Here is a 13670-nt window from a genome sequence, read left to right as displayed (position 1 = left end):
TGTAGCTTGCAGCTGCTGTAAAGAGGTTTTGAAAAATGGCTGAACGTCTGAACAACGACTTCCAGTTCATCGAAGTGGGCCGAAAGGACCCGAAAAAAAAGCTGCTGCGCCAGCGCAAGAAGGAGTTCGTGGAAATCTACGAACCGTTCAAGCCGCAGCAGTCCGTGGAGCAGGCGCACCGCTGCCTGGGCTGCGGTAACCCGTATTGCGAGTGGAAGTGCCCGGTACACAACTTCATCCCCAACTGGTTGAAGCTGGTCTCCGAAGGCAACATCCTGGCCGCGGCGGAACTGTCGCACCAGACCAACACCCTGCCGGAAGTATGCGGCCGTGTTTGCCCGCAAGACCGCCTGTGCGAGGGTGCCTGCACCCTGAACGACGGTTTCGGCGCGGTGACCATCGGCTCGGTGGAGAAGTACATCACCGACACCGCCTTCGCCATGGGCTGGCGTCCGGACATGTCCAAGGTCAAGCCAACCGGCAAGCGCGTTGCCATCATCGGCGCCGGCCCGGCGGGCCTGGGCTGCGCCGACGTGCTGGTGCGCGCCGGGGTAACCCCGGTGGTGTTCGACAAAAACCCTGAGATCGGTGGCCTGCTGACCTTCGGTATCCCCGAGTTCAAGCTGGAAAAGACCGTGCTCAGCAACCGCCGTGAAGTGTTCACCGGCATGGGCATCGAGTTCCGCCTGAACACCGAGGTGGGCAAGGATGTGACCATGGAACAGCTGCTCGCCGAGTACGACGCGGTGTTCATGGGCATGGGTACCTACACCTACATGAAGGGCGGCTTCCCGGGTGAAGACCTGCCGGGCGTGCATGACGCACTGGACTTCCTGATCGCCAACGTCAACCGCAACCTGGGCTTCGAGAAGTCGCCGGAAGACTTCGTCGACATGCAGGGCAAGAAAGTGGTGGTGCTGGGTGGTGGTGACACCGCGATGGACTGCAACCGTACCTCGATCCGTCAGGGTGCCAGGGCGGTGACCTGTGCTTATCGTCGTGACGAAGCCAACATGCCGGGTTCGCGCAAAGAGGTTAAGAACGCCAAGGAAGAGGGCGTGAAGTTCCTCTACAACCGTCAGCCCATTGCCATTGTGGGCGAGGACAAGGTCGAAGGCGTCAAAGTGGTCGAGACTCGCCTGGGCGAGCCTGATGCCCGTGGCCGCCGCAGCCCTGAGCCAATCCCGGGCTCCGAAGAGATCCTGCCGGCAGACGCCGTGGTAATCGCCTTCGGCTTCCGCCCGAGCCCGGCGCCTTGGTTTGAACAGCATGGCATTCAGCTGGACAGCCAGGGTCGTGTGGTTGCCCCGGAGAAGGGCAAGTTCAAGCACCAGACCAGCAACCCGAAAGTGTTTGCCGGTGGCGACATGGTGCGCGGTTCGGACCTGGTGGTGACTGCGATCTTCGAAGGGCGTACGGCTGCCGAGGGTATCCTGGACTACCTCGAAGTCTGAGGTTCGACCTGTTCGCGGGCATGCCCGCTCCCGCAGGGTTAAGCGCAGAACCCGTGGGGGCAGGCATGCCCGCGAAGCTTTTGTATACAAAAACGCTTGATCTGTGGCATCCAATAGACAAAACACATGGCCATGGCCGTGCCTTTTGCGCTGGTGTCTGAGAAAATGCCCGCACTATTTTTCCGGATGCCGACATGACTGCCCTGAAGAACGATCGTTTCCTGCGTGCACTGCTCAAGCAACCCGTAGACGTCACCCCGGTGTGGATGATGCGCCAGGCCGGCCGCTACCTGCCGGAGTACCGCGCCAGCCGCGCCAAGGCCGGTGACTTCATGAGCCTGTGCATGAACCCGCAGTTCGCCTGCGAGGTCACCCTGCAGCCGCTGGACCGCTACCCGCTGGACGCAGCGATCCTGTTCTCGGACATCCTTACCATTCCCGATGCCATGGGCCTGGGCCTGTACTTTGAAACCGGCGAAGGCCCGCGTTTCAAGAAGGTCATCAGCACCCCCGCCGACATCGAGGCGCTGCCAGTTCCGGACCCACAGAAAGACCTCGGCTACGTGATGGATGCGGTCAGCACCATTCGCCGTGAGCTCAATGGCCGTGTGCCGTTGATCGGCTTCTCCGGCAGCCCGTGGACCCTGGCTACCTACATGGTCGAAGGCGGCTCGTCGAAGGACTTCCGCAAGACCAAGGCCATGGCCTACGACAACCCGCAAGCCCTGCACCTGCTGCTGGACAAGCTGGCCCAGTCGGTCACCAGCTACCTTAACGGCCAGATCCTGGCCGGCGCCCAGGCCGTACAGATCTTCGACACCTGGGGCGGCAACCTGTCGGCGGCGGCCTATCAGGAGTTCTCCCTGGCCTACATGCGCAAGATCGTCAGCGGCCTGATCCGCGAGCACGAGGGGCGCAAGGTGCCGGTGATCCTGTTCACCAAGAATGGTGGCTTGTGGCTGGAAAGCATTGCCGAAGCCGGCGCCGACGCGCTGGGCCTGGACTGGACCTGCGAGATCGGCGACGCCCGTCGCCGCGTGGGTGACAAGGTGGCGCTGCAAGGCAACATGGACCCGACCGTGCTGTATGCCAAGCCCGAGGCCATTCGCAAGGAAGTGGCGCGCATCCTGGCCAGCTATGGCCACGGCACTGGCCATGTGTTCAACCTTGGCCACGGCATCACGCCGGAAGTTGACCCGGAACATGCGGGTGCATTCATCAACGCCGTGCACGAACTGTCGGCGCAGTACCACCAGTGACTTGATGCACTGCACAGTAAACCCGGCTTCGATGCCGGGTTTTTTGTACGTTAAGTTTGAATTCAGCGATCGTCGCTAATCTGGTCCCATCGAAACCGAAACAGGACCCGATTATCATGAAAATCCGTTATCTCGCCCTCATCCTCGCCCCCTTGTTCAGCACTGGCGCATTTGCGGCTGGCTACACCGGCCCTGGCGCCCAGTCGGTAACCACGGTTGCCGCCGCGAACGACGCCGCCGACGACACCCCGGTTGTGCTGCAGGGCTTCGTGACCAAGAAGATCAACAACGACGACAAGTACGAGTTCAAGGACAACACCGGCACCATCACTGTCGAGATCGACGATGAGGACCTGCCGCCGACACCGTTCAACGACAAGACCAAGGTGAAGCTGACCGGTGAGGTTGAAAAGCACCTGATGAGCCGGGAAGTGGATGTGGATATTGTCGAGATCATCAACTGATCTGATGGCCTCTTCGTGGTCACACCCGCTCCCACAGGTTGTGGGTGCGGGCGTGCCCACGAATGCATCACACCGTTTTGGGTGGCAACTTGCTCAGGTGCAACGCCACCATCAAGGCCACCGCCAGCAAGCTGCCAATGAACAGCCCGATCCCGTTCCAGCCCCACTGGTGCCAGAACACCCCGCCCGCCGTACCGGCCACGCTGGAGCCAGCGTAGTAGCAGAACAGGTACAGCGACGACGCCTGCCCCTTGGCCTTCAGCGCCCGGCGGCCGATCCAGCTGCTGGCCACCGAGTGCGCACCAAAGAAGCCGAAGGTGAACACCAGCATGCCCACGATCACCATCACCAGTGGACTGGCCAGCGTCATCAGCAAGCCAACCGCCATTACCACGATACTGGCCCAGAACACCTTGCGCCGGCCCAGTTTGTCCGCCAGGGCGCCGACCTGTGCAGAACTGTAGATACCCGACAGGTAAACCACCGACAGCAAGCCGACCAGCGCCTGGTTCATGTGGTAGGGCTCGGCCAGCAGGCGGTAGCCGATGTAGTTGAACAGGGTGACGAAGGCGCCCATCAGCAGGAAGGCTTCAAGGAACAGCCAGGGCAGGCCGGCGTCCTTGAAGTGCATGACAAAGCCGTCCAGCAGGCTGCGTGGGTTCATCGTCTGTGCGCGGAAATTGCGTGACTCCGGCAGCACCTTCCAGAATACCAGCGCGGCCACCAGGGCCAGGCCGCCAATGGTCAGCATCGCCGTGTGCCAGCTGACGAAGTCGATCAGTACGCCCGTGATGAGCCGCCCGCTCATGCCGCCAATCGCGTTGCCGCCGATGTACAGGCCCATGGCCAGGCCAATGTGTTGCGGGTGGATTTCTTCGCTCAGGTAGGTCATTGCCACTGCCGCCAGGCCGCTCAGCGACAGGCCGACCAATGCGCGGGTGGCCAGTACCAGCTCCCAGCTGGGCATCACTGCGCTGGCCAAGGTGGACAGGGCGGCGCAGACCAGCGCGAACACCATCACGGGCTTGCGTCCGATGCGGTCAGAAATGGGGCCGGTGATCAGCAGGCCGAACGCCAGCATGGCGGTGGACACCGACAGCACCAGGCTGCTCTGTGCCGCGTTGATGGCAAACTCCCGGGACAGCAGAGGCATCATCGGCTGTACGCAGTACAGCAAGGCGAAGGTGGCGAAACCGCCGCTGAACAAGGCCAGCACGGTTTTCATGAAGGCGGGTGTGCCTTTTTCGATCCACATTTCGGTCAGGATGGCAGGTTTTGGCTCAAGGAGGAGGGGGGCTACTGCAGTTTTCACGGGCGGGTACCTCTGGCGCAATGGAAAAAGCATATAGCTGGCTAACGATTAGATCCAATATATTGTTCGACCTATTTGAGATGTTTTACGACTTGATTGGAGCGGCTCATGGAACTGCGTCATCTGCGTTACTTCATTGCTGTGGCCGAAGAGCTGCACTTTGGCCGCGCCGCCCAGCAGCTGGGTATTTCCCAACCGCCCTTGAGTCAGCAGATCCAGGCTCTGGAGCAGGAGTTGGGGGCCCGGTTGTTCGACCGTACCAATCGTCGTGTCGAACTGAGCGAGGCCGGGCGATTGTTCCTCGAGGAAGCGCGCCAGGTATTGGCGCAGGTGGAGAAGGCCGCGGATGTCGCCCGGCGTGCGCAGTTGGGCGAGCTGGGGGAGATGAAAATCGGTTTCACCTCCTCGGCCCCGTTCACCTCGAAAATCCCCAAGGCCATTCACGCCTTCCGTCAGCGCTTTCCGGCGGTGCACCTGAACCTCAAGGAAATGAGCAGCCGTGACGTTGCCGAAGGGGTATTCGACGAGTCCATCGAGGTGGGGTTGATGCGGCCGATGCCGCTGCCGGAGGGGTTGGTGGCCACCGAGTTGTTCCGAGAACCGTTGGTGGCGGTGATCAATGCCTCGCATCCGCTGGCCGAGGGCACTGAGCAAGGCGTCTACATGGCGGCGTTGGCCCCTGAGCCCTTCGTGTTCTTCCCGCGCAGTTATGGCAGCGGCTTGCATGCACAATTGCTGAGCCTGGCACGGCATGCGGGTTTCAGCCCCCATTTTGCGCAAGAGGCAGGGGAAGCGATGACCATCATCGGCCTGGTCTCGGCGGGGCTGGGGGTGTCGGTGTTGCCGGCGTCGTTCCAGCGCATGCGCATCGAAGGGGTGGTGTACCGCACCTTGCTCGATGAAGAGGCGATGACGGCGGTGTGGCTGGTGCAGCGCGAGCGTGGTCATTCGGTCATGGCCAAGGCATTTGCCGAGTTGTTGACAGGGCAGGTGGTCGGTCAGGCGTGATGCCGGTCAAATGGCACTGGTCATTGCCCCACTGCCGCCACATACTCGGGCATTCGTTGATACACGGAGGTCAATCATGCGGCGCGTGGTGTTCAATCAGAAAGGTGGCGTGGGCAAGTCGAGCATTGCCTGCAACCTGGCGGCGGTCAGTGCCAATGAAGGCTACCGGACCTTGTTGATCGACCTGGATGCCCAGGCGAACTCGACCCAATACCTCACCGGCCTGACCGGCGAGGACATCCCCATGGGCATCGCCGATTTCTTCAAGCAAAGCCTTTCCAGCGGGCCGTTCAGCAAGAAGAACAAGGTCGATATCTACGAAACCCCATTCGACAACCTGCATGTGGTCACCGCCACTGCCGAGTTGGCCGACCTGCAGCCAAAGCTGGAGGCAAAACACAAGATCAACAAGCTGCGCAAGTTGCTCGACGAGCTGGACGAGGATTACGAGCGTATCTACATCGATACCCCGCCGGCGCTTAATTTCTATGCGGTTTCTGCGCTGATCGCTGCCGATCGCGTGCTGATCCCCTTCGACTGCGACAGCTTTTCGCGCCAGGCCCTGTATGGCCTGCTGGCCGAGATCGAAGACCTCAAGGAAGACCACAACGAAGACCTGGTGGTCGAAGGCATCGTGGTCAACCAGTTCCAGTCACGTGCCAGCCTGCCGCAGCAGATGCTCGACGAACTGCTGGCCGAAGGGTTGCCGGTGCTGCCGGTGTACTTGGGCAGCTCGGTGAAAATGCGCGAATCGCACCACGCCAGCCTGCCGCTGATTCACCTGGAGCCGCGGCACAAGCTGACTCAGCAGTTTGTCGAGCTGCATTCGCTGCTTGAAGAAAACGCTTAAACCCCTTGGCTACGCAGCCACTCCAGCAGCGACTGGAGTGGAAACGCCCCGGCCTGGCGGCTGATTTCGCGGCCGTTCTTGAACAGCAGCAGGCTGGGGATCGAGCGTATGCCCAGTTGCCCTGCGAGGTTACGGTTGGCTTCGCTGTCGAGCTTGGCCAGGCGGCAGCGGCCAGCAAGGTTCCGGGCGGCCTGTTCGAAGGTGGGGGCAAATGACTTGCACGGGCCGCACCAGTTGGCCCAGATGTCGACCAGCAGCGGCAGGTCGCCTTTGATCTGGCTGGCATAGCTGGCTTCGGTGAGCTCGAAAGGGGTGCTCAACAGCACGTCCTGTTTGCAGCGACCGCATTTCGGCGCATCGCCCAGGCGCTCGGCGGGCAGGCGGTTGAGGCCGTTGCAGTGGGGGCAGGGGATTACCAGTGGGTCGGTCATTTCATCTCCGGTGTTGGGTTCACGGTTTCCTTGTGTGAGCGGGCGTGCCCGCGAACACCGGCGAAGCCGGTGCAATCCATCACGTTGCCTGCTTCGCGGGCACGCCCGCTCCCACAGGATTCGGCGCTAATCAGGAAGAGCAGCTGATTTCCAGGTGCTTGCCCCACTCCGGCGGTCGCTCGGCGTAGGCTTGCATCCCGGGCTGTTCCTCGAAAGGCCTGGCCAGGACTTGGTGCAGCCGTCGAACTTCACTGTAGTCCCCCGCCTCGGCCGCTTCGATGGCTTTCTGCGCCAGGTAGTTGCGCAGCACGTACAGCGGGTTCACCGCATGCATCCGCTCGCGGCGGCCTTCGGCATTGCCGGGCTCACGCCCACAGCGGGCCAGGTAGTCTGCGCCCCAGGCATCGAAACCGGCCAGGTCGATAAAGTCATCGCGCGCCACCTTCAGCGCCTCGGCTACCGGCTGCTCACCCAGTTTGCGGAAGAACAGGCTGTAGTCCACGCCACCGCGTTGCATGCACTGCAGCAGGCGCTCGACCAGCACCATGTCATCATCTTCGGCGGTGGTCAGCCCCAGGCGCCGACGCATCAGGTCCAGGTAATGGGCCTGGTACAGCGGCAGGAACAGGCCCAACGCTTCCTTCAGTGGCTCAACTTCGATCACGGTGGTCAGTGCCTGGGCCAGCGCGCTGAGGTTCCAGTGGGCGATGGGCACCTGGTTGGCGTAGCTGTAGCGGCCACGGTCGTCGGAGTGGTTGCAGATGAAGTTGGCGTCGAAGTCATCCAGGAACGCGTAGGGGCCGAAATCGAAGGTGATGCCGAGGATCGACATGTTGTCGGTGTTCATCACGCCGTGGCAGAAGCCATACGCCTGCCAGCGGGCGATCAGTTCGGCATTGCGCTCGACGATGGTGCGGAACATGGCCAGGTAAGGCTGCTCGGCGTCACGGCATTCGGGATAGTGCTGTTCCAGCACGTGGTCGATCAACACGCGCTGCTGCTCGGGCTGCTTGGTGTAGTAGAAGTACTCGAAATGGCCGAAACGCACATGGCTCTGCGCCAGACGCGTCAGCATGGCCGCGCTTTCACGGGTTTCGCGCCACACCGGGGTGCTGGAACCGATTACGCACAGTGCCCGGCTGGTCGCGATACCCAGGGCGTGCAGGGCTTCGGAGGCGAGAAACTCGCGAATCGACGAGCGCAGCACGGCGCGGCCGTCACCCATGCGGGAGTAGGGTGTCTGGCCGGCGCCCTTGAGGTGCAGGTCCCAGTGTTCGCCTGCGTGGTTGAGCACTTCGGCCAGCAGCAGGCCACGGCCGTCGCCCAGACGTGGGTTGTACGAGCCGAACTGGTGGCCGGAATAAACCATCGCCCGAGGGTCGGCCTCTTCCCACAGTTTGTGGCCGCTGAACAGCTCGGCGAACACCGGCAGTTCGGCCTGGGCGGGGTCGAGGTCGAGCAAGGCCATGGCCGACTCGCTCGCTACCACCAGGCGCGGGTCTGCAATGGGCTCGGGCAGCACCTGGGTGGAGAACGCATCGCCCAGGCGGGCGAAGCGGTTGTCGAAGGTGAGTTGGTCGAGGGCTTTCACGGGACTGCTCCTTGGAGTCGGTGCCAATGGGGCCGCTTGGCGGCCTTTCGCGGGTGAACCCGCCCCCACAGCGGCCAGCGCCCGATGTAGGAGCGGGTTTACCCGCGAACGAGGGCGAAGCCCTCGCAGCCATTTTGCACACAATAAAGTATTCGAGCCTATTCAGGCCGAAGCAGTGCCATCCGATTTTGGCTGTTCCATCGGAATCAATTGCTGTTTGCTGCCCTTGGCGTCCATCAGGAATACCTCTACCTGGCGTACCGAGATCTTGATGTTGTGGGCCTTGAACTCGCGGTTGATGTAGCGGTTGATCTCGTCCAGCGTCGGGTTGCGGTCGCCCAGGTCACGCACGTGCATGCGCAGTTCGTGGTCCAGCGAGCTCTCGCCGAAGTTGAGGAAGTACACGATCGGTTCCGGATCCTTGAGCACACGTGGGTTCTCATGCGCGCCCTTGAGCAGCAGGTCGCGCACCAGGTCGAGGTCTGAGCCATAGTCGATGCCCAGCTTCAGCGTCACCCGGGTGACCGTATCGGTCAGCGACCAGTTGATCAGTTGGCCAGTGATGAAGGTCTTGTTGGGGACGATGATGTCCTTGCGGTCGAAGTCGGTGATGGTGGTGGCACGGATGCGGATCTTGCTTACCGTGCCCGACAGGTTGCCGATGGTGATGGTGTCGCCAATCCGTACCGGGCGCTCGAACAGGATCATGATGCCGGAGATGAAGTTGGCGAAGATTTCCTGCATGCCGAAGCCCAGACCTACTGACAGCGCAGCCACCAGCCATTGCAGCTTGTCCCAGCTCACCCCCAGGGTCGACAGGGTGCTGACGATGCCGATGCCGACGATGGTGTACGACAACAGCGTGGTGGTGGCGTAGGCACTGCCCTGGGCCAGGTTCAGGCGAGACAGCACCAGTACTTCCAGCAAGCCTGGCAAGTTGCCGGCCAAAGCGAAGGTGATGCCGACGATCACCAGCGCGCCGAGCAGGTCGCCGAGGCTGATCGGTACCATGCTGGCGGCGGCGCCGGTGCCGCTGGTGTATTCGTAGAGGACGAAATTGTTGAGGTAGGCGAACACCGAGATCAGGTCGGCCCACACCCAGTACAGGCCGGCGATGAAGCCGCCGAGCAGGGCCAGGCGGATCAGGCGCAGCGACTGCTGGTTGACCTGTTCGATATCCAGCGTTGGCTCTTCGGTGATGACTTCGCCATCCAGCCCTTCCTTGGCCGCCGCACGCTTGGTCAACGCACGCTGGTAGGCCAGGCGCCGTGCAGCCACCGACAGGCCGCGCACGAAGGCGGCTTCGATCACCAACCAGAACAGCAGCAGGTACAGGGTGTAGATGAGTCGGTCGGTAAGCTTCAATGCGGTGTAGTAGTAGCCGAAGCACACGGCGACGAACAGGGCGATGGGCAGGGCGGTGAACGCTACCCCCACCGCCCTGCGGAACAGCGAGGTGTCACGGTGTGCCGGGCTGCTGAGCAGCAGGCGGCTGAGCAGCCAGGCCATCAGCGCATAGCAGGTCAGCACCACACCGATGCCCAACACGTCGTCCGCCAATGCCGAAGGCTGGTGCTCGGCCACCGCCACCACGCCGACCAGTGCCAGCACCACGGTGCCCAGGCGGCGAACCCAGCCGCGCAGGAACTCGACCTGCGGTTTGTGCCAGCGGAAGTGGACTTCCGCCACGCCACCGGGTGCGAGGATACGGTAGGCGGTGTAGAACACCAGCCAGGCCTGGGCCAGCTGCCAGAGTGCGGCGCCCAGGTTGGCATTCTGCCCGCGGGCGTCGATCTGCAGGGCGTAGCTGCACAGCGCCAGACCAAGGCTGACCGGCATCGCCAGCAGAATGTTGATTAGGATTGCCTGGGGCGTGTGCCATTGGCTGTCACGGCGGAAGTGGCCGATATCCTGGTGCACTTTGCCTAACCGTTGGTAAAGGTATTTGCGCCGCCACAACAGCGCGCCGATCACCAACAGCAGCGGCAGGAACAGCAACGGGCGCTGGCTCAGGCCATCGGCCAGCTCTTTCAGGCTGGAGCCCCACGGCAGGTTGGCGACCTGGTCGGCCAGGCGCTCCGGCACGTATTGCAGCCAGTCCCAGTCCAGCGGCTTGTTGCTGGGGATCCAGAACATTTGCTCGTCGAGGGTGGTGCGCAGGCTCTGCGCGGTGCCCAGTAGCTGCTTCTGGTTGAGCTGCAGGGTGATCGATTCGTTGAGCAGCGCCGACAGCTCGCGGTTCAGCCGCTCCAACAGGTCGCTGCGGGTGATGGCCACTTCCAGCAGGGCCTTGCGCAGCTGCGGGGTCACATCTTCCTGCGGTTGCGCCGCCAGCAGCTTGTCGACGTAGGTGACCGGGCTGCTCATCTGCTCGCGCTGCTGGTTGACTTCGAACTGGTACAGGCGGGTGTCGGCGATCTGGTCGGCCAGGTCGCGGTCGACCTTCAGGTGCGGCAGGGTCTGTTTCTGCTTGTAGAGAATCTTCGACAGCAGCAGGCTTCCCTTGAGCACGTTGATCTGCTCGTCAAGCGCCTGGTCGGCCTGGGTCAGGCTGTCGAGCTGCTGCTTGGTGCGCAGGTTCTGCTGGGTCAGTTCGTTAAGGCGATCGGTGCTCTTGAGCAGGTAGTCGGAAAGCTTGAGGTTGATCGCGCTTTCAGTGGCCAACAGGCTGCTGCCGCCGGCCTTCTGAGCCTCGATCGACTGCTGGGTGACGGCTTCCTGGGACTGGGCCAGGCGTTTGGCGTTGATCAGCGTCTGCAGGTCCTGGATTTCCTGCTCCAGGCGCGCAGCGCGCTCGACCAGCAGTTCGTGACGCGCATTGCCGAGGTCTTGCAGCAGGCTGTTGCCGGCCAGTTCCTGGCGGCGCAGCAGGGTCAGCGCGTTGAGCGAGGCCAACTCGGCGTTGAGCTGGTTGCGCTGGTCGGCATTGATGGCTTTGCCACCGTCCTTGCCGGTTTTGAGGATGTTGTTGATCTGCTGGGTGCGCGTCTGGCTGCTGCTGATCTCCGCCTGGGCGCGCTCGGGGCGGGTTTGCGAGTTGATGATCAGGCTGTTGGCTTCAGACAGCGCCTTTTGCAGCTCGCCCTGCTGCGTGTTGCGTTCGCTGAGCATCTGTTCAAGCTGTGGCACGGTGAGGGTGGCGTAGCGCTGTGCCACCGGTTGTGCCTTGGTTTCCTTGAGCTTGGCCAACTCCTTCTGGCTGTCGCTGGTCTCCTTGGGGGCACTGCTCAGCTGCTGCTTGAGTGCAGCCAGTTTCTTTTCGTTGTCTTCCTTGGCAGCAAGCAGGCTCAACGTTTGTTCGAGCACCTGCTGCAGCGCCTTCTGGTCTGCCTCGGGCAGCTTGCGCTCGGCGATCTTGTCGAGGCTGTTCTGGATACTGGCGGTGGTCGGGGCTTCTGCCGCGCTAGCGGCAAAAGAAAGGGACAGGCACAACCCGAGCAGGGCTGTGCGAAGGTACGCGCGCAGGGACATAGGCAGACTACTTGTGGATCCGGCTGAAACGAAGTTTAGAGGAACAATCCTGGTCCGGGTCGCGTTCCTTCGGGGAATCTGACGCCTACTTTCTGGATCTTGTTCCCGTCCATGGTCGCCACGGTCCAGATCGTGCCATGCCATTCGACCTGGTCCCCCACTACTGGAGCGCCTCCGACCTTCTGTCGGATGAACTGCGCCAGCGGCATTTTCGCGTCGAGGCCATCGAGCTTCAGGCCATACAACGCTGCCACCGCCCCCAGTTCGGCATCGCCTTCGAGCACGAAGTCGCCGAAGAAACGCAGGTCCAGGCCACGCTGTGGCGCCTGGCTGAACAACTTGCCGAGGGCCGGCAGGTTGTGCTCGTGGCCGATCACGCAGAGCATATCGCCCACTTCCAGCACGGTGCTGCCAGAGGGGTGAAGCAGTTGCTCGCCACGGAACAGCGCGGCAATCCGTGTGCCTTCTGGCATTTTCAGCTCGCGCAGGGCGGCACCGATGCACCACTTTTCGGCGCCCAGGCGGTAGACGAACATCTCCCACTCGCTGGTGATGTGCACCTCAAGGGCGGAGCGGGAAATCGGCGCCGGGTCTGGCGGTACGGTCACTTTCAGCAGCTTGGCCATCCACGGCAGGCTGGTGCCCTGCACCAGCAGTGACACCAGCACGATGAAGAACGCCAGGTTGAAGAACAGCTGGGCGTCTGGCAGGCCCGCCATCAGCGGGAACACCGCCAGAATGATCGGCACCGCGCCGCGCAGGCCGACCCACGAAATGAAGCCCTTTTCGCGGCCATGGAAAGCCTTGAACGGCAGAAGGGCCGCGACCACCGACAGTGGCCGCGCCACCAGGATCATCCACAGCGCCAGGCCCAGTGCCGGCAGGGCGATAGGCAGCAGGTCGTGCGGTGTGACCAGCAACCCCAGCACCAGGAACATGCCGATCTGCGCCAGCCAGGCCATGCCGTCGAGCATGTGCAGGATGCCGTGGCGGCTGCGGATAGGCTTGTTGCCCAGCACCAGGCCGCACAGGTAAACGGCGAGGAAGCCGCTACCATGCAGGGCGTTGGTCAGCGAGAACACCACCAGGCCGCCTGCCACTACCAGAATGGGGTAAAGGCCGCCGGCCAGGTTGATGCGGTTGACCAGTTGCAGCATCAGCCAGCCACCGCCCAAGCCCAGCAGCCCGCCGATACCGAACTCACGCAACAAGTGGCCCAGCAGGCCCCAGTGCAGCCCGGTCTGGCCGCTGGCGATCATGTCGATCAAGGTGACAGTGAGGAACACCGCCATCGGGTCGTTGCTGCCCGACTCGATCTCGAGGGTAGCCGTAACCCGCTCGTTCAGGCCTTTGCCGCCGAGCAGCGAGAACACTGCAGCGGCGTCGGTGGAGCCGACGATCGCACCGATCAGCAAGCCCTGAATCAGGCTCAGGTTGAACAGCCAGGCGGCAACCAGGCCGGTGAGGGCGGTGGTGATCATCACCCCGACCGTGGCCAGCGACAGCGCCGGCCACAGCGCCACGCGGAAGCTTGCCACCCGCGTACGCAGGCCACCGTCAAGCAGGATGACGGCCAGTGCCAGGTTGCCCACCAGGTAGGCGGTTGGGTAATTGTTGAAGATGATGCCGCCACCATCGACACCGGCGACCATGCCGACGGCGAGGATGATGACCAGAATAGGGATGCCCAGGCGCGACGATAGCGAGCTGACCAGAATACTTGCACCCACCAGCAATGCGCCGATCAGGAACAGGCTGTTGATGGTGCTTGCATCCAAAGGCAGGTACTCCGAGACAGCGGGGAAGGGACGTGGTAGCGCATTTTCCAGC

Annotated in this window: 10 protein-coding genes; 5 read left to right on the top strand and 5 right to left on the bottom strand. The window is 62.5% G+C overall.

The genetic code is table 11. The annotated features are described in order from the left end of the window. Positions 1-35 precede the first annotated feature (35 nt). From ACF8O8_RS07430 to ACF8O8_RS07420, 3 genes are all read left to right on the top strand, one after another. A complete protein-coding gene (locus tag ACF8O8_RS07430) occupies positions 36-1454 on the top strand; it encodes an FAD-dependent oxidoreductase (protein WP_392509453.1) in 1419 nt (472 codons plus the stop codon). 194 nt (positions 1455-1648) lie between these two features. Next, a complete protein-coding gene (gene hemE, locus ACF8O8_RS07425) occupies positions 1649-2713 on the top strand; it encodes a uroporphyrinogen decarboxylase (RefSeq protein WP_010955621.1) in 1065 nt (354 codons plus the stop codon). A gap of 116 nt (positions 2714-2829) precedes the next feature. Further along, a complete protein-coding gene (locus ACF8O8_RS07420; RefSeq protein WP_014859120.1) occupies positions 2830-3177 on the top strand; it encodes a YgiW/YdeI family stress tolerance OB fold protein in 348 nt (115 codons plus the stop codon). A gap of 67 nt (positions 3178-3244) precedes the next feature. Here ACF8O8_RS07420 and ACF8O8_RS07415 read toward each other — a convergent pair whose 3' ends face one another. Further along, on the bottom strand, positions 3245-4432 hold the full coding sequence (locus ACF8O8_RS07415) for an MFS transporter (RefSeq protein WP_232014165.1): 1188 nt from the start codon (positions 4430-4432) through the stop codon (positions 3245-3247). Between the two features lie 165 nt (positions 4433-4597). Here ACF8O8_RS07415 and ACF8O8_RS07410 point away from each other — a divergent pair, with 165 nt between their 5' ends. Next, positions 4598-5497, top strand: a complete 900-nt coding sequence (locus ACF8O8_RS07410; RefSeq protein ID WP_010955618.1) for a LysR family transcriptional regulator — start codon at positions 4598-4600, stop codon at positions 5495-5497. Between the two features lie 76 nt (positions 5498-5573). Beyond that, on the top strand, positions 5574-6347 hold the full coding sequence (locus tag ACF8O8_RS07405; protein ID WP_010955617.1) for a ParA family protein: 774 nt from the start codon (positions 5574-5576) through the stop codon (positions 6345-6347). Here ACF8O8_RS07405 and trxC read toward each other — a convergent pair. The 4 genes from trxC to ACF8O8_RS07385 all read right to left on the bottom strand — a co-directional run bounded on the left by trxC (position 6344) and on the right by ACF8O8_RS07385 (position 13618). Continuing rightward, complete coding sequence (trxC, locus tag ACF8O8_RS07400; protein ID WP_392509452.1) at positions 6344-6778, bottom strand: thioredoxin TrxC; 435 nt, start codon at positions 6776-6778, stop codon at positions 6344-6346. The genes ACF8O8_RS07405 and trxC overlap by 4 nt on opposite strands. A gap of 130 nt (positions 6779-6908) precedes the next feature. Then, positions 6909-8369 (bottom strand): protein adenylyltransferase SelO, encoded by a 1461-nt coding sequence (gene selO / locus ACF8O8_RS07395; RefSeq protein WP_392509451.1) that lies wholly within the window; start codon positions 8367-8369, stop codon positions 6909-6911. A gap of 162 nt (positions 8370-8531) precedes the next feature. After that, on the bottom strand, positions 8532-11840 hold the full coding sequence (gene mscK / locus ACF8O8_RS07390; RefSeq protein ID WP_392509450.1) for a mechanosensitive channel MscK: 3309 nt from the start codon (positions 11838-11840) through the stop codon (positions 8532-8534). Positions 11841-11875: 35 nt separating this feature from the next. Next, positions 11876-13618 carry a potassium/proton antiporter gene (locus ACF8O8_RS07385; protein ID WP_003249176.1) on the bottom strand — a complete coding sequence of 581 codons (1743 nt, stop codon included), beginning with the start codon at positions 13616-13618 and terminating at the stop codon, positions 11876-11878. Between the last annotated feature and the right edge of the window lie 52 nt (positions 13619-13670).

The organism is Pseudomonas sp. TYF_14, assembly GCF_043105275.1.
Taxonomy (GTDB): domain Bacteria; phylum Pseudomonadota; class Gammaproteobacteria; order Pseudomonadales; family Pseudomonadaceae; genus Aquipseudomonas; species Aquipseudomonas alloputida.
This window is presented reverse-complemented; position numbering and strand designations above follow the sequence as displayed.

Bases quoted from the DNA above. Each gene is read 5' to 3' on its own strand.
- ACF8O8_RS07430 (WP_392509453.1), top strand. From the start codon at position 36: ATGGCTGAACGTCTGAACAACGACTTCCAGTTCATCGAAGTGGGCCGA.
- hemE (WP_010955621.1), top strand. From the start codon at position 1,649: ATGACTGCCCTGAAGAACGATCGTTTCCTGCGTGCACTGCTCAAGCAA.
- ACF8O8_RS07420 (WP_014859120.1), top strand. From the start codon at position 2,830: ATGAAAATCCGTTATCTCGCCCTCATCCTCGCCCCCTTGTTCAGCACT.
- ACF8O8_RS07415 (WP_232014165.1), bottom strand. From the start codon at position 4,432: ATGTGGATCGAAAAAGGCACACCCGCCTTCATGAAAACCGTGCTGGCC.
- ACF8O8_RS07410 (WP_010955618.1), top strand. From the start codon at position 4,598: ATGGAACTGCGTCATCTGCGTTACTTCATTGCTGTGGCCGAAGAGCTG.
- ACF8O8_RS07405 (WP_010955617.1), top strand. From the start codon at position 5,574: ATGCGGCGCGTGGTGTTCAATCAGAAAGGTGGCGTGGGCAAGTCGAGC.
- trxC (WP_392509452.1), bottom strand. From the start codon at position 6,778: ATGACCGACCCACTGGTAATCCCCTGCCCCCACTGCAACGGCCTCAAC.
- mscK (WP_392509450.1), bottom strand. From the start codon at position 11,840: ATGTCCCTGCGCGCGTACCTTCGCACAGCCCTGCTCGGGTTGTGCCTG.